We start from the raw sequence: 22,984 nt of genomic DNA, 5'->3' as shown, positions 1-22,984 counted from the left end.
AAAACTCCCTTAATTCCTTAAGGGAGTCCTGCAATTGAATCCATATTATCTGTATTAGGGACAGCTTGTGCTATACCCGATGTATTTACACTTTGCCCCATATTTGTTCCTGTTACAGTACCAGCAGGAGTGCCTCTTGTATATGTTGTCGTCACCGAATCACCTGGCTGTAAACAAAGCTTCGTCTCCGTCCCTATTACTGTAACAACATCAACCCAAGTGCACCCCATTGAACCACTATATGATTTCGAAGCAGTAAATGAAGTATCACTCAAATTATCACCGGTAAATATATTCCCAGTGTTATTCACAATAACAAATTCTTTTATATGAGCAGGCATAATTACACTCTACCTTTCCTCTATGAACCTAATGTACGTGTACTTGTTGCTAACGGCGGAAGAAACACTGATGTTCTAATGACTGCTTCTGGCTGTCTTTTCCCATTTAAAAAAACAGCCGCACTCGACCCTCCAGCACCTGCATATACTTTTGCTACAGCTAAAGGCGAGATATCATAACAGTCACCGACATTAACAGCTCCTGTATTATTCATAATTTTTACTTTACGCAAATTAATCCCCATTTACCCCTCCTCCTTTTTATACTGTATGCAAAAGAAAAAAACTTGAAACAGACTCGTTTCAAGTTTTTAACTATTAACTATTTCGTTTCACCTTCATATTGAAGCATACCGCCAACCATATTCACTGTTTTAAATCCTTGCTCATTTAAATAATGACATACATTTTCACTGCGCATTCCTGAACGACAAATAAAGATATATTCATTCTCTTTATTAAAGAAATCTACTTTATGTGGGATATCGCCCATTTTAATATGTACAGCTTCTGGAATCTTTCCTGCCGCTACTTCTTCATCTTCTCTTACGTCTACTAAAAATAACGTTTCTCCATTTTCTAAACGCTCTTGTACCTCTTCTGTAGTAATTGTTTTAACTTCTGTCATATGTAGTTCCTCCTTATATACAATAAAACCTTTAGTTTCTTTTTCACAAACATTCTCTACCAATTTTAGCACGCAAAAGAAAGAACGCAAAGAATCGAAAAACTATTTCTCAATTTTCTCGCAAAACTTATTCTTTACAAACATAACTCTTGCATTGTATCCTCAATATACTTGTCTTATGAAAGGAGCCAATGAAAATGACACTTTCCCTTTTCATAATGGGCATCATTTTCTTAATCGCTGCAATTATTACTCTTAGTATGAAAAATACTAAAAAAATAAAATCACCCCAAGAAATGTCATTCTTATTTCTATTGCTTAGTATCGCATTCTTCGGTATAGCAATTGCCACATATATTTTCCGTCTACAAATCATGTAAAAAAAGGTGCCTACTACAAACATTGCACCTTTTCCCCATCATTTGTCTTCTAAACAAAACTAGATACTTTCCGATTTAAAAATTCATAAACTTTCTTTTCAAATAAATGAATATCAAATGCTCCCGCCATATGCCCATTTATACTTTCTATCTCATACACTTCCGCATACTTCCCTTGTTTTTGCAAAATATCTACCATTTTATAGTTGTAACGAGACGGCTGAAGCAAATCTTGTTTACATGGAATCATAAGTACATTCGCTTCTATGTTAGAAAGAGATTCTTCTAATGAAGAAAAACCATGTGCAATATCATGCAATAAAACTGCCTTTGCAGTATACATCCATGAATTTGCATCTACTAACTCTATACTTCTATATGTCGCTTTATTTATCTCTTTTTCAAATGATGTTAGTGTAGAAAACTTTTCATAAGGTTCTATCTCTATACTATTACGAGGAAATGCCATTTCATAAAAATGCTCATCAAACGCGTTCATAAACATCATTCTATTTGCTAAATGAAGCCCCTTTATCGGCTGCTCTTCTCCATATTTTCCACCTTTCCAACTTGGATCCAGTTGAATTGCTTCAATCGCATTTTGCGCTACGTTTACTGACGTAATAATTGGATTTTGTGGGTTCGTAATAACGCCAATCATCCGCTCTACCATATGTGGATAGTGAACCGCCCATTGTTGTGCAATCATTCCCCCTGCCGACGGTCCAATTACAGCATGTAACCTTGAAATTCCCATACCTTTTATTAACTCATATTGCATACGAGCTACATCAAGAAATGTAAAAACCGGAAAATCCATAGCATATTCTTCTCCAGTTTCTGGATTAATCGATTTCGGTCCTGTTGTAATCACATATGGATTTCTCACCTGCACATTACAAAGATTATCTGTACATATAACAAAATACTTATTTGTATCAATTGCTTTTCCAGGTCCAATGAGCCCATCCCACCAACCAGACTCCTCATCATGCACTTTATATTTTCCTGCCGCATGACTTGTTGCACTAAAATAATGACAAACCAAAATCACATTTGACCTTTCTCTATTTAACGTACCATATGTCTCGTATCCCATTTGAACAGGAATTTCCCTGCCATTTTCAAACGTAAACCCTTTTAAAACAAACTTCTCCTTTTTTACAATTTGCACAGATTCTCCCTCTTCCCGTTATAGTATGAACTGCTTACTAAAGATTTTTTTCCATGCAAACTAATCTCCTTCTTCTTTTCATAAATAAATGAATAATATACAAAATTAGCCACAAAATAGCACTATATTACAAGATTAAAGAGGGTATACACATGATTTGGAATTGGTTACGTAAGAAAAAAAAATCAAATAAACCAGAAGCAAACGAAACAGATAATCAGGAGCAGCATTCTAACAATGAAGAGGATGATAACAAAGAACAGACTAGAAGTATGAAACATAATAAAGGTAAAAATCACGAACAAAAAGATTCTTCTCAGGATAAGCAACAAAGTACTAAACAAAAAGATTCTTCTCAGGATAAGCAACAAAGTCCTAAACAAGAGGATTCCTCTCAGGATAAGCAACAAAGTACTAAACAAGAGGATTCCTCTCAGGATAAGCAACAAAGTACTAAACAAGAGGATTCCTCTCAGGATAAGCAACAAAGTCCTAAACAAAAAGATTCTTCTCAGGATAAGCAACAAAGTCCTAAACAAGAGGATTCCTCTCAGGATAAGCAACAAAGCGCTAAACAAGATGAACCTTCTCAGGATAAGCAACAAAACTCTAAACAAGATGACTCTTCTCAGGATAAGCAACAAAACTCTAAGCAGGATGATTCCTCTCAAGATAAGCAACAAAGTACTAAACAAGAGGATTCCTCTCAAGATAAACAACAAGGTGCTAAACAAGGTGATTCGTCTCAAGATAAACAACAAAACGCTAAGCAAGATGAACCTTCTCAAAGTAAGCAACAACACTCTAAAGGTAATAGTATTTATGATTTTACGAAACCAGAAAAAGACCGTATCCATTCTTTACAAAATTTAATAGAGAAGCTGAAAAAATCTAGTGATTTTGTGAATTATCATACATCCGACGATGAAACGATGCCTTATTGGATTTCTTACTATCGTCCTTCGCTTGATGGAGAGAAATTACAAAAATATTTAATGCCTACTCTTTTGGAACGACCTAATGCTTCACTAGAAGAGCTGAAAGAACATATTCCAATGAGCGGCATTACAATTACGAACGACTTACAAAAAATTGAGGATATGGTTTTAAAGGGGCATGCGATTATTCAATTGAATCAGCAAGATCAAAAATGTATGCTTGCAAACATTGCAATTGATAATTATCGTGCACCAACCCCTCCTTTAAACGAATCAACTGTTATTGGTCCGCAAGAAGGTTTCGTAGAAGATATTGATACAAACATTAATTTAGTTCGAAAACGTCTTCCTGTTTTAGATTTACAAACAAAAGAAATGATTATCGGCGAGTTTTCCAAAACAAAAGTTGTCATGATGTATTTAGACAACCTCGCTGAAAAAGATAATGTAGATTTTCTCGAGGAATCATTACGCGCTCTTGAATATGATCAAATTAATGATAGTGCTTATATACAAGAATTGATGGGTGAAAAATCGATTTTCCCTCTCTATATCAATACAGAACGCACTGATAGAGTTACAAAAGCACTAATTGATGGAAAAATCGCTATTTTCGTTGATGGTTCTCCAAGTGTTTTACTAACACCTGTATCCTATTTCGATTTTTTCATTTCACCAGAAGACTATAACGTCTCCTGGATGTACGCTACATTTTCAAGGATTTTAAGATTAATTGCCGTTCTATTTTCAATTTGCGCTACACCGTTATACGTTGCAGTTTTAAATTATCATTATGAACTTATTCCAAGTGATTTACTTGAAACTTTAATTTTATCAAGGGCACAAGTACCATTCCCACCTTTAATTGAAGCGCTCTTTTTAGAACTTGCAATTGATTTATTAAGAGAAGCCGGCGCAAGGTTACCGATGAAAGTCGGGCAAACACTTGGTATTGTAGGCGGTATCGTAATCGGGCAAGCATCTGTACAAGCTGGGTTAACGAGTAACATTTTATTAATTATCGTTGCACTATCAGCACTCGCTTCCTTTATTACACCTATTTATAAAATGGGTAATGCCGTTCGATTACTACGCTTCCCGTTTCTCATATTTGCAGAAATAGGTGGATTGTTCGGTATTTCTCTTGGATTTATCTTTTTATTTACTCATCTATTTAGACTTACTTCCTTACGTAAGCCGTACGCTTTGTTTTACCCGACAAGGCAACAATCAGTTAAAGATTCTTGGATCCGTTTTCCATTAACAATGATTGATACAAGAGATGTGCAAGCAAGACCACAACATGTAAAAAAAGCTGCGAAAGGAATTTCAACAAAACATAGATCGGATTTTGATGATTAAGAAACGAGGTGCATTGATGAGTAAAGTTCAAGAAAAATATCAAATATCTCCTATCTTTGTTTTCTTCTTAATTCACGGTGCACAGTTTGGTGCTGGAGTTCTTGGATTCGCTCGAATTATCGCAAAAGCTGCTGGATACGACGGCTGGATGGGGGTTATAATCACAGGAATTTTCATCCATATTCTTATATGGATGATGTATGTCTTATTAAAAGAAACAAATGGGAATTTAGTTGATTTACATCGGCAAACATTTGGAAAATGGCTAGGAAATGGCATTAGCATCATCTTTATGGCTTATTTTTTAATCGTCAGTATTTCGGTCATTCGAACATACGTTGAAATTATTCAAGTATGGATGTTTCCTACCGCTTCCACCTTTATGTTAACACTCTTTTTATGCTTAGTTAGTTATTACATTATTTCTTCTGGATTTCGTGTAATTACCGGTATTTGCGTCATCTCTGTTGGTGGTACATTAGGATATTTATTTCTAAGCTTATTCGTTTTGAAATATTCACATTGGGATAATTTACTACCTATATTCACACATTCTTTTTCAGACATTTTAAAATCCGCTCAACTGTCAATCTACAGTATGACCGGTTTTGAGATTTACCTCATGGTGTATCCATTTGTGAAAAAACCTATGCAATCTCATAAATTTGCTCAATACGGGGCACTATTTTCAAATCTTCTATATCTATTTAGCACCCTTTTAGCCTTTGCATTTTTTAGTGAAAAACAATTGTTAAAAACGATATGGCCCCAACTTTCTATGACCCAAGTCATTCAATTGCCATTCATAGAAAGACTCGAATATCTTGCAATTTCCGCTTATGCACTCGTTATTATTTCAAGTTTTATCCTCCCTTTATGGGCGTCAATGAGAGGAACTCATGAAATATTCCGTGTAAAACAAAGGGGTGTTTTAATTGCTTTTATCTTTATCACTCTCATTGTTTCGCAACTTTTAACAAACAGACACGATATTAATAACTTTATTAGTAATGTATCAAAAGTTAGTTTTTGGCTCATTTATGTATACATCCCAATTCTATTTATTATTGTGTGGGTGAAAAGAAAATGGAAAAAATCAAAAGCACAAGCAAATTAATACTTATTTCTTGTATAACATTATTCAGTCTAACTGGATGTTTACAAAAAAATATTATCGATGATGTACAACTTATTCAAGGAAGCGTTTTTGATGTCGCAAAAGATAATAAAGTAAAAGTGACATTCGTTTGTCCCATTCAGAAAAAAGGAAATAAAGTTCAAGTTTTTGAAGGCAGTGCAAATGCGGTAAAACAAGTAAAAGCAGACACATCTTTAGAGTCTTCTCAACCATTTGCTAGCGGACAAATGCGTGTCGCTCTATATACAATAAGACTTGCCAAAACAGGAATGTCTACTTCATTCGATACATTACTTCGAGATGTGAATATAGGGAACGCTTTATATGCTGCTTTATTAGATGGGAATGGTACTGAACTTTTAAAAGGCAAATATTCGACTTCATACAACGTTGCAATTTATATAAAAAAATTGCTAGAACATAACATGGAGACCGGACCTTTACCAGCGGATAATCTACATATAGGAGCATTTCGCTATTATCAAGAAGGAAAAGACTACTATATTCCCATTCTAAAGAAGCATGGTGATAAAATAAAAATTACCGGAATTGGCCTTTTTAAAAAAGATAAATATATCGGTAAAATTGCGGAAAAAGATATGTTCATATTTAAAGGACTATTAGAGAAACATAAATTAGATTCACATGAATTTAAAACAGATTCTGCGTACGTAATGATTAATAATATTCGTTCTGTTCCAACTTACGATATAAAAATTAAAAACGGAAAGCCTTCTTTTTTCATTCACGTTCGTCTTGATGCACGTATTCAAGAACTATCAAAACAAATTAACTTAGAAAATAACAAGAACACACAAAACATTGAAAAAGATATCCAAAAACAATTAGATAAACAAGCTACTAAGTTAATTAAGCAACTTAAATCTTTAGGCGTCGATCCTCTCGGGCTAGGTGCAAAGTATAAACAACATTATCGCCCATTCAAATTAGAAGAATGGAGACAAATGTATAAAGATGTTCCGGTTCATATAAAATACACCGTAAATATTACAAATTCTGGTGTCATTGAATGAGAAATGATTGAACTCCTCTCTCTAGCATGATACAACGGAGAGAGGAGTTTTTTTATTATCAAATAGAGAGAGAAGATATTTATGGGGGAGCTTATGTCTAAAAAATTAGTAAAGCCTATTTTAAATGGTATTTTATTTCTCGGCGTCTTTTTATTTGCTCATACATACTTAAAAAATGTTTCCTTCACACGTTACTTGCTTGTCGTTATACCAATGTTACTGGTCGGTATTTTTGGCATCGATCTTATTTCATCCCTTTTAATAAAAAAAGAAGAATAACGAGCGAACATCTTATTTCGATAAGATGTTCTTTTCATTTCATAATCACCTTATGTTACAATAAACTTCGGCATAACGTAAGAAAGGATGAAACAACATGACAAACGAAAAAGGTTTAGATAAAGGATACGAACTTGTTGCGAAAATGCATGAAGTATTCGGACATCCTGTGACAAATACTCCAACAAAATTAACAGAAGAGCGTGCAAAAATCCGTGCGAGTTTTATGCAGGAAGAACTAGAAGAATTTCTAGAGGCAACGACTGTTGAAGATCAATACGATGCACTGATTGACCTTATTTACTTTGCATTCGGCACGTTTGCAGAAATGGGCGTACGTCCTGATAAAGGATTTGAAATTGTAAATAACGCAAACATGGCAAAGCTATTCCCTGATGGAAAACCTCGCTTCCGCGAAGGCGACGGCAAAATTTTAAAACCAGAAGGCTGGCAAGCACCAGAGCCACAACTTCGTGCTGAAATCGAACGTCAGCGCCAAGAAGCTGAAAAAAACTGCTAGGATTTCCTAGCAGTTTTTTATTATGTCTTTTTTTCTGTAGCTCATTAATGACCCACGTGCCCCGCGTGTCCTGCTGCTCCACTAATACTAGCTGCTCCTGCCGCTGCCCCTGCTGCCCCTGCTCCAATTCCACCTGTCCAAGGAGAAGATTGTTGTTGTTGATACTGTTGGTGTTGTTGGTGTTGTTGGCCTTGGTAACCTTGATGACCATGTTGACCTTGGTGACCGTGGTGGCCTTGATGGCCGTGGTGATGTACTTGTTGTTGATGATGTCCATGATGACCGTGGTGACCTTGGTGGTGATGGTGTCCATGATGGCCATGGTGTCCTTGGTGGTGATGGTGTCCATGATGGCCATGGTGTCCTTGGTGGTGATGATGTCCATGATGGCCATGGTGACCTTGATGATGGTGTCCATGATGACCGTCGTGGTGGCCATGGTGACCGTAAAAACCTTGTGGATAACCACCTACTCCTCCAACGAAAGATGGGAATGTAGTTGGTACGCCTACTGGTACTCCTCCCGCTGCTCCGCCTACAAATGTTGGGATTCCTGTTTGCACTCCAGCTACTGATGATGGAAATCCTCCTGTTAATGTTGGAATTCCAGTTTGTGCTCCAGCTACTGATGTGGAAAATCCTCCAGGTGTTCCACCCATCCAGCTCGGAATTCCGCCATATCCTTGTTGTCCGCCTCCCATTAACATCATTTGTTCATAACTATCCGATCCACCTCCGAAAAAGCCATGTGGTGCATTATTGTCCATCCCTTTCATTCCTTTCACCTCTTCTACTCAATTTAGCCTACCTTTTTTATCATATTTCCTATAGAAAAATAGGTGTTTGTCTGTATTGGAATTCCGCTCTTTTATTTGTACGTATTGGAATAATTGAAAACTTAGACTAGGGTGATCCAGAGATTATTTTCTACACAAAAAAGCTCAGAGTATACATACTCTGAGCTTTTATTTAGAATAAATTAATTTGCAACAACATTAACAAGTTTTCCAGGAACAACAATTACTTTACGAACTGTTTTCCCTTCAATTTGGTCTTGAATTGCTTCAAGTGCAAGTTGTTCCATTTCTTCTTTTGATGCGTCTTTACTCATTGTTAGTTTTGCGCGAACTTTACCCATAACTTGAACAACAATTTCAACTTCATCTTCTACAAGTTTAGACTCATCAAATGTTGGCCAGCTTGCATATGTGATTGTTTCATTGTATCCAAGTTTGCTCCATAGCTCTTCCCCGATATGAGGTGCAACTGGTGCAATCATTTTTACGAAACCTTCTACATATTCTCTTGGAAGTGTTTCAGCTTTGTATGCATCGTTGATGAATACCATCATTTGAGAAATCGCTGTGTTGAAGCGAAGCTCTGCATAGTCTTCTGTTACTTTCTTCACTGTTTGATGGTAAGCTTTTTCAAGCTCTTTATTTGGTGCGTCAGTAATTTTCTCACTTAATTCACCGTTATCTTGAACGAATAGACGCCATACGCGGTCTAGGAAACGACGAGCTCCGTCAAGACCATTTTCAGACCAAGCAATTGAAGCATCTAATGGCCCCATGAACATTTCGTATAGACGAAGTGTATCTGCACCGTGGCTTGCTACGATATCATCAGGATTTACAACGTTACCTTTTGATTTACTCATTTTCTCGTTGTTTTCACCTAGAATCATACCTTGGTTGAATAATTGTTGGAATGGCTCTTTCGTTGGAACTACACCGATATCGTATAATACTTTATGCCAGAAACGAGCATATAGTAAGTGAAGTACAGCATGTTCTGCACCACCGATATAAATATCAACTGGAAGCCATTGTTTTACTTTTTCAGGATCTACAAGTGCTTCGCTATTGTTTGGATCGATGTAACGTAGGTAGTACCAGCAGCTACCAGCCCATTGCGGCATTGTGTTCGTTTCACGACGACCTTTTTTACCAGTCTCAGGATCAACAACATTTACCCACTCGTCAATGTTAGCAAGTGGTGATTCACCTGTACCTGAAGGACGGATGTTTTCTGTTTTCGGAAGAACTAATGGTAATTCCTCTTCTTTCACAGCTGTCATTGTACCATCTTCCCAGTGAATTACTGGAATTGGTTCACCCCAGTAACGTTGACGGCTGAATAACCAGTCACGTAGACGGTACGTTACTTTTTGATTTCCTGCGCTCGTTGCTTCAAGCCATTCAATCATTTTTGCGATTGCTTCTTCTTTATTTAATCCATCAAGGAATGCTGAGTTTACGTGTGCACCATCACCTGTGTACACTTCTTTCGTAATATCTCCGCCTTTTACAACTTCCTTCATTGGAAGATTAAATACTGATGCGAATTCATAGTCACGCTCATCGTGAGCTGGAACTGCCATTACAGCACCTGTTCCGTAAGTTGCAAGAACATAGTCAGCGATCCAGATTGGTAATTTCTCACCGTTTACTGGGTTAACTGCGTAAGCACCAGTGAATACACCAGTTTTCTCTTTCGCAAGTTCTGTACGCTCTAGGTCACTCTTCATTTTTACAGCGTTAATGTAAGCTTCTACCGCTTCTTTTTGTTCTGCTGTTGTAATTTCTGCAACAAGTGCATGTTCTGGAGCTAGTACACAGTATGTTGCACCAAATAATGTATCAGGGCGCGTTGTGAAAACTGTGAATTTCTCGTCTGTACCATCGATGTTGAAGTGTACTTCTGCACCTTCAGAACGACCGATCCAGTTACGTTGCATATCTTTTAAGCTTTCAGGCCAATCAAGCTCATCTAGATCTTCTAATAGACGATCTCCGTAAGCTGTAATTTTTAACATCCACTGTCTCATCGGACGACGCTCAACTGGATGTCCACCACGCTCACTCTTACCGTCAATGATTTCTTCGTTTGCAAGTACTGTACCAAGTGCTGGGCACCAGTTTACAGGTACTTCATCAACGTAAGCTAAGCCTTTTTCAAATAGTTTTAGGAAGATCCATTGCGTCCACTTATAGTAGTTTGGATCTGTTGTATTTACTTCACGGTCCCAATCGTAAGAGAAACCTAATGATTTAATTTGGTTACGGAACGTATTAATATTATGCTCTGTAAATTCAGCTGGGCTGTTTCCAGTATCAAGTGCATATTGCTCTGCTGGAAGACCAAATGCATCCCATCCCATTGGATGCAGAACGTTATATCCTTGCATACGCTTCATACGAGATAAAATATCTGTCGCTGTATAACCTTCTGGATGTCCTACGTGTAAGCCTGCACCTGATGGATATGGGAACATATCTAGTGCATAAAATTTTGGTTTTTCTGTCTCATCTGGCGTACGGAATGTTTTATTCTCTTCCCAGTACCCTTGCCACTTCTTCTCAATTTCTTGATGATTAAAGCTCATGAGATACCCTCCTTGAAATTCTATTTATTTTCACCGCCCAAAATACAAAAAACCTCTCATCCCTAGAAAGGGACGAGAGGTTATAGATTCCCGCGGTACCACCCTAAATTAATGTACAAATATACATTCGCTTAGATCCGTAACGTGGATTAACGGCAATTGCTACTATTAGTTTCACAACTGCAACTCAAAGGCGAGTTCATAACGAAACGTGGATTGACTTGCACCGACCGTCAACTCTCTAAACCAGCTTCTATTACTACTACTCCTTCTCACTGTTATTACACATATAAGTTAAGTGAACTATCCTTCACCTAGTATCTCTTAAGAGCTTACTTAAAGCGAGGATTTCTCGGTTAATCGTTACTCTTAATAACTAACGAATTCATCTTAAGACAGCCGAGCTATCTCCCTTGTTCTAAAGGTTGTTTTATTTAAATATATTCTAAAACATGTTACATGTTCCGTCAAACTAAACTGCAATTTTTTCTTCAACTGTTTCTTCTACTTTTACTCGTTTATCATAAATGCTCGTTGCTATAAGCGCTACTACAAGCATTACCATGATTGCTATAAACAATACTTCCATATTGTATAAATCCACAATTGCTCCGCCAACGACCGGTCCGAACATTTTCCCTACAGTCGCCGCACTATTTACGACACCTTGATAAAATCCTAATTTATCTTTTGGTGCAAGTATATTTGCAATCGTTGGAACCGCAGGCCATACAAATAACTCACCAATTGTTAATGTTACCATCGCAACGAGGAACATCGTAAATTGCTGCGCTTGACTTAACACAATGAATGACGCCGCAAAAATGAAGATTCCAATCATAATTTGTTGTTTTAAAGAACGCTTCATCCAACGAATTAGCATACTAACAAGTGGTTGCGCACAAACAATCATCGCTCCGTTTATCGTCCATAGTAAACTATAGTGACGAAGGCTAATATTCAATTCTTGCATATGTGTTGCAATCGCTCCTTGCCACTGTACGTATGTAACCCAGCATAAAGCATATGCTACACACACGATAAGAAGTGCTTTAAATCCAGGTGTAAGTGACCACCCTTTTTTCGTTTCGACTTCTTTTTGCACTCCTGGCTCTTTCTTGTCTTCCATACCGCGGAATCCAATAAAAGCAATTAAAAAGAAAACAAAGTATAAAATAAAATTCGCTAAGAAAATATAATCAAAACGATACGATGCAACTAATCCACCACATGCTGTTCCGATCGCAATACCAACATTTTGTCCAACGTACATCGCATTAAATGCCCGTCTTCCGCCTTCTGGCCAAACCGTACCAACCATCGCATACATCGATGGGAAGACCATTCCAGAACCGAAGCCGATTAACGCTAGCCATACAACATATAACGGCCAACCGTGGAAGAACACAAGACCTAAAATCGATACAAGTGTAATCACAATCCCTACTAAAGTTGATTTATAACCGCCCCATTTATCAAATAAAACACCGCCGAGCAAGTTTCCGATTACACCAGTAAGCGAATTGATCATTAATACCATTCCGGCCACAGATAAAGATTTTCCTAGGTGATCATGCAAATAAATTGTATTAAAAGGCCATAAAAAAGAAGCACCCGTGACATTAATAATCATCCCAGCTACTAATAGCCATACTTTCCTTGGCATAGTTTCCCCTCCTATTCTATTTTTTTCGTTCATATATATAACAGTAAAATTGTAGTCGTTTTTAAATAGGAAGGCAACTGATTAATAGTTGATGAAATTCAGATAATGGTTCGACGGTAAATGAAATTATACTGATTGCTTCTTGGATTATATCAGCGATTATTAAAATATATCGACTTACCGACAAAAAATTACAACAGTAACAATGTATAAAGAGGCTGTATGAACTTCATGCAGCCTCTTTATACTATCCAACTTCCTTTTCTCGCTTCGCACTTTCTTTAGCGCTCCATTTAAATATTTTATCTAATAAGGAATATATTCTCCCAGATTCTTTCGTTAACAAAGGTCCTAACGATGCTAATATTAAAACATACAAAGCTGAGAATGGTTTAATAGTTGCCATTAAGCCGCCCGCAATTCCAATATTCGCGACGATAATGGAAAATTCTCCGCGTGATACAAGTGTTAAACCGATATTCGTAGAAGCCTTATGCGATAACCCAGCTTTACGCCCCGCAACCATTCCAGCAGTAAAATTACCGATAAGAGTAATGAAAACTGCTCCTAATGCCAACCACACTGCTCCTCCAAGTGAAAATGGGTCTATACTTAAACCGAAGCTGAAAAAGAATATAGCTCCAAAGAAATCACGAAACGGAACAACGAGCTGTTCAATTCGATCACTATGCTCTGTTTCAGAAAAGACGAGCCCCAATAATAATGCTCCAATCGCCTCCGCGACATGAATCGTTTCTGAAAATCCTGCTACAAAGAACAAAATAGCGAATATTACGATAATAAAAATTTCATTGGACGAAATATCTAACATTTTATTTAAAAATCGTGTAGCTTTTCTAGCAACTACAAAGAATAGTAGCATATACCCTACTGCGATTAAAATAGATGTAAGAGCTCCTACAAGTGACGTTGCCCCTCCGAGTACTAATCCTGAAACGACTGATAAATATACGGCTAAAAAGATATCATCAAACATAATGATTCCTAAAATTAGCTCCGTCTCTTTATTACCAGATCTTCTTAAATCAACAATTACTTTCGCAACAATTGCACTCGATGAAATTGTTATAATCCCAGCAATAATTAATGTTTCTAATAAGGGGAAACCCATTATATATCCGTAAAGTAAACCTAATATAAAATTAAGCGATATATGAACAGTTCCCCCAAAAGCAATTGATTTTCCTGATTTAATTAATTTTTTAATTGAGAATTCTAAGCCTAAATAGAATAAGAGGAATATAACGCCAACACGGCCGAGGAAGGAAATAACTTCTCCGCTTTCAATAAATCTTAAATCGATAAGCCCTAAATCTGGCGCATGTGGCCCCACTAGCATACCGAGTATAATGAGAAACGGAATAATCGAGAACTTTAACTTTGCAGCGAGAATAGCTGCAAAAGCGACTAATACTAACGCAGTCCCAACTTCAAAGATTAAAGTATCCATCGATTATGAATCCCCTCCTACTGAAAGCAACTCATTAATAATTCTTTTTACTTCATGTCTTTCACCTGATAGTACGAGCATATCGCCAGCTTCAATGATAGAATCTGGGCCTGGATTAAAGAACTTCTTCATATTCTTTTTCAAAATGGCAATAATCGTTACGTTATATGTGTTTCGGACATGTAAACTACCAATTGTTTTTTGTACGACTGGTGCATTATTTTCCACCTTAAACCACTCAATTGATAATCCTTCAAAGGCCATTTCAATCGTATCTAAAGCTTGTGGTCTATATACCATTCCGCCCAATATAGCTGCAATTTGTCTCGCTTCGGAATCACGAAGAGAGACGCTTGAAATACTCTCCTCATGATCAGCATCAAAATGGTACATTTCTCTTCGGCCATCATCATGAATAACGATAACCATCTTTTCATTACCTTTTGTAATCACTTCAAACTTACATCCAATACCCGGCAGTTCACTCTCTCTAATATTCATATTTTCCGCCTCCTAATTCTTTTAGTTACGGCTTTTATAAATCGACATCAATCTCCGTTTTAAAGGTCTCATCCTTTGAAATACCTAAATACTTTAGCGTCTCTGATGGAGTCGCGTGATGAAAATGTTTTTGTAACAGCGCAATCGCTATCCCTCTTTTGTACGCATGAAATCCGAACGTTTTTCGCATTGAATTCGTTCCGATCTTACCAACAACTCCAACTGCTTCTGCAGCATTATGAATTACACGATACGCTTGTTGGCGCGTAATTGAATTTGGCGTTTTATTAGATTGAAATACGTAATTTTCTCTTTTAACGCCAATAGATTGTACGTAATCTAAAAGCGCTTCTTTTACTTTTGTATTTAAATAAATATCTTGTTTAAATTTTTCATCTTTCACAGGAAGAGTATAAAACTCTTTAACAGTCCCATCTTCATTTAATACATCTTCAAATTTCATGCTAAGTAATTCTGTAATTTTTAATCCTGTGTTAATTCCAATAACAAATAAAAGATAATCTCGCTGGGAGTGCTCTTTTAAATATTTTTTCATAGCCTCAATTTGGCTTATATCTTTTAATGCCTCTACAACTTCCATACATGTATTCTCCTCATCTTATGAACGGTAATTTTCTCATTATGTTGTCCATTTTACCTTATCATGCTATGAGATTTCCATGTGTTATCCATTATTTTCACAATATACTCAGGTGGTTCTGAAAACTTTCAATGTGGAAACTTACGATTGTATAAATACGTTGCGGTAAAAAATGTGGGGATAAAAGCTTAGCTTCTTTCTACAGATTGGATTCCTCCTTTCCTTATACAGCTACTTCTACTTTTATATTACGTTACTTACTTACATTATATTATACATTTCAGTAACATTAAAGCGTTTTTTCTGAAAATAATAAAAACCGAGCGTTTTTGCTCGGTTTTTATTATTAATCTTCTTTCGGAAGAACAATTCCTTTATACAATTGAACTGTAATAAGGTAATAAATCGTGTAAATAACTACGAAAATTACGATTGGTACCCAAATACGGAAGTACGGATCAAGTAAAATAAATCCGAAAATATTCATACCAACTAATACGTGAGCAATACCTACAATTGCTGGGAATAGGAATACTAAGAATAACTCTTTATAAATTGATTTTGTTAATAATTCACGGCGCACCCCGATTTTACGAAGCATTTGATAACGTGTAATATCTTTTGATGCACCAGAAAGAATTTTGAACATTAAACAACTTGCCATCATTGCTAAGAAAGCAATTCCAAGGAAGAAGCCCATAAACACTGTTCCGCTCGCAACACCATAGAACATGTCGTAAGATTGATATTTACTGTTCATTCTTTCAGCTGTTACATTTTTATATTTATCTAATTGCAACTCGTCAAGTTTTTTCCATTCTTTTGTATATGTTAAGAAATCATCTGCTTTTCCGATAAATGCTATACCTTCTTTACCACTTATCCCATCGTACATTTTTTGATCTACAATTTTAATTGCATGATCTTCGTATATATAATATGGATGAATTGTGCTAAAAGCATCTACCCATTCTTCTGGAAGTTCTTTAGCGTTCGCATCTTTTTCATTCATTTCTCTAGAAACTGCACCTACTGGTAATTCCTGTGAAGCCTTCTTCGTATTTACTAAATCCTTCATCGACTTCATATTTTCCATATCTTTTACTAAAGGACGATTTTTCTCTAAATCTTCTTTTACATAGTAAACGTATTTATCATCTACTTTGTAACGATATTCGCTTTTCTCTTTAAATGTAATACCGTTTAAAATTTTCTTTTCTTCAGCTGTCGGATTATGAACTACTGAATCATAGATTACTAAACCATCAACCATTTTTATAACGTTATTTTTAAACGCCATCCCCCCTGAAATTGCACCAGCTCCAAGAGCAACTAACATCGCTACTGTTGCAAGTACTTTCGTTAAGCTATTAATACGGAAATTTAATTGTGCAAATGTAAAAGCGTTAAGTCCTTTTTCACTACGCTTTTTATTACTTTTTAACTTTTTAATAATAACTGGAAGAAGTGATCCAAATAACATGTAAGTACCAGCTGTTGTTGTAATTAATGCAATAAGGATTCCCATCTCTCTTAATTTTTCCATATAAATCATTGATGCATAGCCAATTCCTAATAAAATAACCGCAAGGAAGGCAACTAAACCTGTCATTTTCCCTTTTACTGCAACACGTTCTGTTTGTGCATCTGCATGTACAAGTTGCAATACAGAAATACGTGATAATTTAATACTGTTCATAATTGCTGATAGTACAAATAATGCAAAGAAGAAGATGCAAGTAACAGTCATAGATGGGAGGTAAAATGCTTTATAGCCTTCACCAGCAAATTCTAATTGTTTCATTAATAATTGACCGATACCTTCTGCAAGTCCTACACCAACTGCAATTCCAATTGCAAGAGACGCGGCGCCTAATACAATTGTCTCAATAAACATAAGTAATGTAACTTTATGCTTTTTTGCTCCTAACATCATATACATACCAAACTCTTTTTGACGAAGAGATAGTAAGAAAGAGTTCGCATATAAAATATAGAAGAACGTTATGATTGCTAATAAAAATGAACCTGCTTGGAATACAAATCCGATTGATTTAATCACTGAATTAGATTCAAGAAATGATTCATTTAGTGCTAACGTTTGAAACATATAAAAAATTGAGATCGACATGACAAGACCAACAAGTAAGACGATATAATCTTTTAGCTTACTCTTTAGCCCTGACATGGAAAGTTTGAATAACATGCTCTAGAACCTCCTTTCTTACGCTTTTTGTGTGCCTAAGTCCGCAAGCACATCTAAAATTTCTTTATAAAACTCTTCACGTGTACCGCCGCGGTGAATTTCTTTATATAGCTCACCATCTTGAATGAATAAAATACGCTGACAGTAACTTGCACTGTACGGATCATGTGTAACCATCATAATAGATACGCCTTGATCTTTATTTAAGTTTGTCATCGCATCAAGTAAACTCGTTGCATTTTTAGAATCAAGCGCTCCTGTTGGCTCGTCCCCTAAAATAATTGCCGGCTCATGCACTAAAGCACGCGCTGCTGCCGAACGTTGCTTTTGCCCACCAGATACTTCAGATGGGTACTTTTGAAGTATTTCTGTAATCCCTAACATATCCGCTACTTTCTCGACTTTTGGTCCAATGTTACGTGATGGAACACCTTGCAAGGAAAGTGGAAGTGCAATGTTTTCATAAATAGATAAGTTTTCTAACAAATTAAAATCTTGGAAGATGAATCCTAATTTTTGTGAACGGAAATCAGAAAGCTCACCTTGCTTCATTTTTGTAATATCCGTACCCGCAATTTCAACAACGCCGCCCGTTGCTTTATCTAATGTTGAAATTACATTTAATAATGTCGTTTTACCAGAACCAGATGGTCCCATAATTCCAACAAACTCACCCTCTTGAATTGAGAATGACACACCTTTTAACGCGTGTGATTGGTTCTCACCTTTTTTACCGTACACTTTTTGAACGTTTTTCACGTCTACAACTGGTTTCGTCATATATATCCTCCTACGCTTGTTTTTCCATTACCTATTTTGCGCCTTTTGGAGGTGAACTGCTATTTGTTAACATTACATTTACCTTACACTTTTGTAATATAAAAAAGATAAGTGTGTAAGGTTCGTTGATAAATGAAATTTTATTAGCGATTTCCAATATATATCGGCGATTCGCGAAGGAATATCAACTTTCCGAAAAAGATGAAAATAAAAATGGGCTGTTCCACAAAAAGGAACAGCCCACTTCTCTCTTTATTTCTTTAAAGGTGTTACCGTCCAATACGTAACAACTCGCCAAATCCATTCTAATGGACCCATTTTAAAGATTTTCATCCAAATTACACTAAACACAATTTGAATTGCATAAATTGCGATACATACATATAACGTCTGCATGTATGTCAAGTTTCCTGCAAAGTTAAATACGCTACCGGCAATTAAAATCATTGCAGTTTGTCCAATATAATTCGTTAACGCCATACGACCGTAGTATTTCAGTGGCGCTAACAATGTTTGAACTGGTTTTAATTGAAGTAATAAAATTAATGCTCCGACATAGAAAGCTGAAATAATTGGTCCCACTGTAACACCAATTTTTAAAAATTGGCCTGCAGCATCCATCGTTCCGTCTTCATTCATCAATATCATATTTACAAATGGGCCAGCAGGCACGTGTCCATATTGATACCATACAGCTGCCACACTTAAAACAAACATAATGCCTGTAAAAATAGCGACTTGCTTTATGTTTTTTGAAAGATTTTCAAATACACGATATTGTCCTGCAGCAAGACCTAATAAAATTAAACCAAGTGGTAATAGTTCTTTAACACCCATTACACTAAAGGCTATTGTCAAAATAAGACCAATTACTAAGTTCACTTGTTTTTTCGCTTTATAAAACGGTAAAACGATTAATCCGCAAATTGCATATAACGTCAACGCTTCTCCAGGCTGAAACATGTAATGAATCAAACCAAATATAAATAATGCAACTACGCGGCGGAAAAATAGAACATATCCATTTTTCCCTTTCGCAATCGCTCTTGTAATGAAGATATAGAATCCCACTCCAAATAAGAATGAGAAAATCGAGAAGAAACGACCTTCTACAAATAAGTATAAAAATCTTTGATAGCTAGCATCTACTGTATTAGGATCTGGAGTTTTAATATTAAGTAGTGCTAAAATATTTACTAAAATAATCCCCAGTAATGCGAAGCCACGAATGTAATCTAACTCATCAATTCGCTTGTTTGTAATATTGTTCCCCATAAAGCAGCTCCTTGTCCAAAATTTAATCCTCCCTTACTCTACTGGAAAAGGACAATTGCAACTATCGGCAAACCTTACAGGAATCTTACATTATTGTCATATAGCAAAATAAAACCAGGTCATATTGCGACCTGGTCTACTCTGATTGTTTCGATTTTTGAGGTTGTCCTTTTTTACTATTACGCTGTTTTACTTGAACAATCGGATCAAGTTCATTCGAAAACTCAGCGTTATGTCCATTTTGCGTTTTTTGTTCTGGGTTATTTTGATCTGAACGTTTCGCCATTACATTCACTCCTTATTAGTGCGGTGTAATAATCATTTGATGTTGCAATTGGCGAATTGCCATACGTGCTCTATTTAACTGCTCACGTTGCTCATCATTCGCATGTTGTTGCATCGTTTGTAAATCGTTATACGCTTGTTCTAATTGCAACTGCGCATCCGAATACTCCATCGTATTATAATGCTCTTGTCTCATACCTTGGTCTAATTGTTCTTTCGCATATTCCACCGCTTGTTCCGCTTGTGTAATATACGATTCAAGTGATTGACGCTCTGCCATAATTGTCCCTCCTTGCTTCAATTCCCCTTTAGTGTGTCCCTTCCATCTGAACCTTATGAGTATGTTATAATGGATTTTGTTTCATTTTGACTCGGCTTAGGAGGGAAAGTAATGAAGGTTCAAAACCCTTTTCCATATACAAACGACAATAAACGTTATCATACATGGAATTATCATTTACGAAATGAATTTGGTGAAAAAATCTTTAAAGTTTCATTAGATGCTGGCTTCGATTGCCCGAACCGTGACGGTACAGTTGCTTATGGCGGTTGTACATTTTGCAGTGCTGCTGGATCTGGTGACTTCGCTGGCGATCGCCGCGATGATGTTATAACGCAATATCATGAAATGAAAGAAAAAATGCGCTCAAAGTGGAAAGATGGAAAATGTATCGCTTATTTCCAGGCGTACACAAATACACATGCACCACTTGAAGTGTTAAAAGAAAAATTCGAACCGCTTCTAGCAGAAAAAGACGTTGTCGGTCTTTCTATTGCGACTCGTCCAGATTGTTTACCGGACGATGTTGTTGAATATTTAGCGGACTTAAATAAACGCACTTACCTTTGGGTTGAACTCGGACTACAAACCGTCCATGAACGTACTGCAAATCTTATTAATCGTGCTCACGATTATCCTTCTTACGTTGAAGGTGTAAATAAATTACGTAAGCACGGCATTAAAGTTTGTTCTCATATTATTAACGGCCTTCCACTTGAAGATTACGACATGATGATGGAAACAGCTCGTGAAGTAGCGAAGCTTGATGTACAAGGAATTAAAATCCACTTACTTCACTTATTAAAAGGAACGCCAATGGTGAAGCAATATGAAAAAGGACAACTCGAGTTCCTTTCTCTTGAGGATTACGTAAGTCTCGTTGTTGACCAACTTGAAATGATTCCAGAAGACGTAATTGTGCACCGTATCACAGGTGACGGTCCGCCTGATTTAATGATTGGTCCAATGTGGAGCTTAAATAAATGGGAAGTATTAAATTCCATTGATGCAGAATTTGTACGCCGCGGAAGCTGGCAAGGAAAATATGCAAATGAGGAGAAACAAAAATGAAATTAGAACGTGTATTACCGTTTGCTCGCTCGCTTCTGCAAACGGCAGTAAAAGAAGGCGATTACGCTGTAGATGCAACTTTAGGAAACGGCCATGACACTTGCTTCCTAGCTGAAATCGTTGGAGATAACGGAAAAGTATTTGGATTTGATATTCAAAAAGAGGCAATTGAAAGCTCAACAACTCGTCTAAAAGAAAAAGAACTTTTCGAACGTACTGTTTTAGTTCACGATAGTCACGATACACTTCTATCCATATTACCAGAAGATGCAAAAGGAAAAGTAACAGGCGCAATTTTCAACTTAGGTTACCTTCCAGGCGGAGACAAGCATATCGTTACAAAACCGAACTCAACAATCTCAGCGATCGAACAATTATTAGAAGTAATGGCACCTGAAGGTATCATCGTCCTTGTTATTTACCACGGACACCCAGAAGGACAAGTAGAACGGGACGCTGTTCTCAAATTTGCCGAAGAATTAGACCAAAAACAAGCACACGTACTGCGCTACGGCTTCATTAACCAGCAAAATAACCCACCATTTATTGTGGCGATTGAGAAGCGATAAAGTGAAACTTTAATCAGTGGGGGCATCCCCACTGATTATTAGTTGAACCAATCGGGCATTTATGGGCAGTTTATCTCCCACCTAACCTCTTTGCTCCAGGCGAATTTTAAGGTGGGAGTTTTACTGCCCGTTAATGCGGGGTAATATATCAACGATTTTTCAATTATATCTATCGTAACTCGGGATATATCAACGATTTTTTCGATATATCTATCATAACTTACAATATATCAACGATTTCTCGGATATATCGATTGTTCGACAAAACATAACAAAAAAAGACGTGCACTCATTGCACGTCTTTTTGTTATTCTCCTATATAATGGATGTAAACATTCTTAAAGGAGACGAAATAATGATCGGAATACTAGCAGGAATGGGGCCAAAATCAACTGGACCATTCATCGATACAGTTGTAGCAGAGTGCCAAACAATATACGGAGCAAAGCATGATATGGACTTTCCTCATATGATGATTTACTCGTGCCCAACACCGTTTTATATGGATCGCCCTATTGATCACGAAGCGATGAAAAAAGCGATTATTGAAGGGGCACAAAAACTCGAGAGTACTGGCGCAAGCTTTATCGCTATGCCGTGCAATACGGCGCATCTTTATTTTGAAGAATTACAGGACTCTCTTTCTATTCCTATTTTGCATATAGTTGATGAAACGTTACAAGCGATTCCTGAAACTGCAAAAAGAGTCGCTCTTCTCGCAACGGAAGCAACTGTTCAAGCTGATATTTACCAAGATGGGATTGCAAAGCGGAATATAGAATACATTCATCATGAAACATGGCAGGAAATGATTAATCAAATTATTACTTGTATTAAATCTGGAGAGATTGAAAAAGCTCACGAATTGTGGAATGCGCTCGTTTTACAATTGAGAGAGGAAGTTGATACCGCCATTATCGCATGTACTGATTTGAATGTGGTGGCGAGTGAGGATTTTGTTGATTCCTCTCAATGTCTTGCTAATGCGGTTGTTAGGATGTATCTATCAAATACAAAGAAATCTTCATAAACATAGAAAACATCCCTTTTGAAATGTGTTTTATGTTTTATGAAAATCATCCTAAAAACTTTTAACT

Annotated in this window: 24 protein-coding genes and 1 other annotated feature; of the genes, 9 read left to right on the top strand and 15 right to left on the bottom strand. The window is 36.6% G+C overall.

Going from position 1 to position 22,984, the window contains the following annotated elements; translation table 11 throughout:
• Positions 1-17: 17 nt before the first annotated feature.
• The 3 genes from IQ781_RS19355 to IQ781_RS19345 all read right to left on the bottom strand — a co-directional run bounded on the left by IQ781_RS19355 (position 18) and on the right by IQ781_RS19345 (position 969).
• Entirely contained in the window at positions 18-341 is a 324-nt protein-coding gene (locus tag IQ781_RS19355) for a hypothetical protein (protein WP_001110858.1), read from the bottom strand.
• Between the two features lie 20 nt (positions 342-361).
• Entirely contained in the window at positions 362-586 is a 225-nt protein-coding gene (locus IQ781_RS19350) for a spore germination protein (RefSeq protein WP_000512470.1), read from the bottom strand.
• 77 nt (positions 587-663) lie between these two features.
• On the bottom strand, positions 664-969 hold the full coding sequence (locus IQ781_RS19345) for a rhodanese-like domain-containing protein (protein ID WP_000141207.1): 306 nt from the start codon (positions 967-969) through the stop codon (positions 664-666).
• Positions 970-1,166: 197 nt separating this feature from the next.
• Between IQ781_RS19345 and IQ781_RS19340 the strand changes: the two genes are divergently transcribed.
• Positions 1,167-1,349 (top strand): hypothetical protein, encoded by a 183-nt coding sequence (locus tag IQ781_RS19340; RefSeq protein ID WP_000175905.1) that lies wholly within the window; start codon positions 1,167-1,169, stop codon positions 1,347-1,349.
• A gap of 49 nt (positions 1,350-1,398) precedes the next feature.
• Here IQ781_RS19340 and IQ781_RS19335 read toward each other — a convergent pair whose 3' ends face one another.
• Entirely contained in the window at positions 1,399-2,523 is a 1,125-nt protein-coding gene (locus IQ781_RS19335; RefSeq protein WP_050228912.1) for a homoserine O-acetyltransferase family protein, read from the bottom strand.
• Between the two features lie 152 nt (positions 2,524-2,675).
• Between IQ781_RS19335 and IQ781_RS19330 the strand changes: the two genes are divergently transcribed.
• The 5 genes from IQ781_RS19330 (at position 2,676) to IQ781_RS19310 (ending at position 7,794) form a co-directional block, all read left to right on the top strand.
• Positions 2,676-4,823: a spore germination protein gene (locus IQ781_RS19330; protein WP_242808151.1), complete on the top strand. Its 2,148-nt coding sequence runs from the start codon at positions 2,676-2,678 to the stop codon at positions 4,821-4,823.
• A gap of 16 nt (positions 4,824-4,839) precedes the next feature.
• The gene (locus tag IQ781_RS19325) at positions 4,840-5,940 is read left to right on the top strand and encodes a spore germination protein (protein WP_000049052.1); all 1,101 of its coding nucleotides are present in this window, start codon (positions 4,840-4,842) and stop codon (positions 5,938-5,940) included.
• Positions 5,910-6,995 (top strand): spore germination protein GerHC, encoded by a 1,086-nt coding sequence (gerHC, locus tag IQ781_RS19320; protein WP_060634658.1) that lies wholly within the window; start codon positions 5,910-5,912, stop codon positions 6,993-6,995. The genes IQ781_RS19325 and gerHC overlap by 31 nt, the downstream gene beginning before the upstream one ends.
• 93 nt (positions 6,996-7,088) lie before the next feature.
• Complete coding sequence (locus IQ781_RS19315; protein WP_000038781.1) at positions 7,089-7,274, top strand: hypothetical protein; 186 nt, start codon at positions 7,089-7,091, stop codon at positions 7,272-7,274.
• 97 nt (positions 7,275-7,371) lie between these two features.
• Complete coding sequence (locus IQ781_RS19310; protein WP_000180554.1) at positions 7,372-7,794, top strand: pyrophosphohydrolase domain-containing protein; 423 nt, start codon at positions 7,372-7,374, stop codon at positions 7,792-7,794.
• A gap of 44 nt (positions 7,795-7,838) precedes the next feature.
• On the opposite strand, the gene IQ781_RS19305 is transcribed toward IQ781_RS19310, so the two are convergent.
• From IQ781_RS19305 to IQ781_RS19255, 11 genes are all read right to left on the bottom strand, one after another.
• On the bottom strand, positions 7,839-8,570 hold the full coding sequence (locus tag IQ781_RS19305; RefSeq protein ID WP_242808150.1) for a hypothetical protein: 732 nt from the start codon (positions 8,568-8,570) through the stop codon (positions 7,839-7,841).
• A 203-nt stretch (positions 8,571-8,773) separates the two neighbouring features.
• Positions 8,774-11,182 (bottom strand): leucine--tRNA ligase, encoded by a 2,409-nt coding sequence (leuS, locus tag IQ781_RS19300; RefSeq protein WP_000009461.1) that lies wholly within the window; start codon positions 11,180-11,182, stop codon positions 8,774-8,776.
• A gap of 65 nt (positions 11,183-11,247) precedes the next feature.
• Positions 11,248-11,467 (bottom strand) — a binding site (T-box leader).
• A 187-nt stretch (positions 11,468-11,654) separates the two neighbouring features.
• Positions 11,655-12,848, bottom strand: a complete 1,194-nt coding sequence (locus tag IQ781_RS19295) for an MDR family MFS transporter (RefSeq protein ID WP_001137561.1) — start codon at positions 12,846-12,848, stop codon at positions 11,655-11,657.
• A gap of 247 nt (positions 12,849-13,095) precedes the next feature.
• Positions 13,096-14,319 (bottom strand): cation:proton antiporter, encoded by a 1,224-nt coding sequence (locus tag IQ781_RS19290; protein ID WP_000380179.1) that lies wholly within the window; start codon positions 14,317-14,319, stop codon positions 13,096-13,098.
• A gap of 3 nt (positions 14,320-14,322) precedes the next feature.
• The gene (locus tag IQ781_RS19285; protein ID WP_001026053.1) at positions 14,323-14,820 is read right to left on the bottom strand and encodes a cation:proton antiporter regulatory subunit; all 498 of its coding nucleotides are present in this window, start codon (positions 14,818-14,820) and stop codon (positions 14,323-14,325) included.
• 34 nt (positions 14,821-14,854) lie between these two features.
• On the bottom strand, positions 14,855-15,421 hold the full coding sequence (locus tag IQ781_RS19280; protein ID WP_000454210.1) for a tyrosine-type recombinase/integrase: 567 nt from the start codon (positions 15,419-15,421) through the stop codon (positions 14,855-14,857).
• A 346-nt stretch (positions 15,422-15,767) separates the two neighbouring features.
• Positions 15,768-17,627, bottom strand: a complete 1,860-nt coding sequence (locus tag IQ781_RS19275; protein ID WP_000897761.1) for an FtsX-like permease family protein — start codon at positions 17,625-17,627, stop codon at positions 15,768-15,770.
• An 18-nt stretch (positions 17,628-17,645) separates the two neighbouring features.
• Entirely contained in the window at positions 17,646-18,407 is a 762-nt protein-coding gene (locus IQ781_RS19270; protein ID WP_000165844.1) for an ABC transporter ATP-binding protein, read from the bottom strand.
• A gap of 252 nt (positions 18,408-18,659) precedes the next feature.
• Positions 18,660-19,682 (bottom strand): DUF418 domain-containing protein, encoded by a 1,023-nt coding sequence (locus IQ781_RS19265; RefSeq protein WP_079004438.1) that lies wholly within the window; start codon positions 19,680-19,682, stop codon positions 18,660-18,662.
• Between the two features lie 136 nt (positions 19,683-19,818).
• Positions 19,819-19,968: a hypothetical protein gene (locus IQ781_RS19260; RefSeq protein ID WP_001129340.1), complete on the bottom strand. Its 150-nt coding sequence runs from the start codon at positions 19,966-19,968 to the stop codon at positions 19,819-19,821.
• Between the two features lie 15 nt (positions 19,969-19,983).
• Positions 19,984-20,247: a YtzC family protein gene (locus tag IQ781_RS19255; RefSeq protein WP_000840869.1), complete on the bottom strand. Its 264-nt coding sequence runs from the start codon at positions 20,245-20,247 to the stop codon at positions 19,984-19,986.
• A 111-nt stretch (positions 20,248-20,358) separates the two neighbouring features.
• Between IQ781_RS19255 and mnmL the strand changes: the two genes are divergently transcribed.
• From mnmL to IQ781_RS19240, 3 genes are all read left to right on the top strand, one after another.
• Positions 20,359-21,318 carry a tRNA modification radical SAM protein MnmL/YtqA gene (gene mnmL / locus IQ781_RS19250; protein ID WP_000868031.1) on the top strand — a complete coding sequence of 320 codons (960 nt, stop codon included), beginning with the start codon at positions 20,359-20,361 and terminating at the stop codon, positions 21,316-21,318.
• Entirely contained in the window at positions 21,315-21,887 is a 573-nt protein-coding gene (gene mnmM, locus IQ781_RS19245) for a tRNA 5-(aminomethyl)-2-thiouridylate-methyltransferase MnmM (protein WP_000764471.1), read from the top strand. The genes mnmL and mnmM overlap by 4 nt, the downstream gene beginning before the upstream one ends.
• Positions 21,888-22,242: 355 nt before the next feature.
• Positions 22,243-22,917: an aspartate/glutamate racemase family protein gene (locus IQ781_RS19240; RefSeq protein WP_050292832.1), complete on the top strand. Its 675-nt coding sequence runs from the start codon at positions 22,243-22,245 to the stop codon at positions 22,915-22,917.
• Positions 22,918-22,984 lie beyond the last annotated feature (67 nt).

This window comes from Bacillus sp. N447-1, from assembly GCF_022701035.1.
Lineage (GTDB): Bacteria > Bacillota > Bacilli > Bacillales > Bacillaceae_G > Bacillus_A > Bacillus_A cereus.
This window is presented reverse-complemented; position numbering and strand designations above follow the sequence as displayed.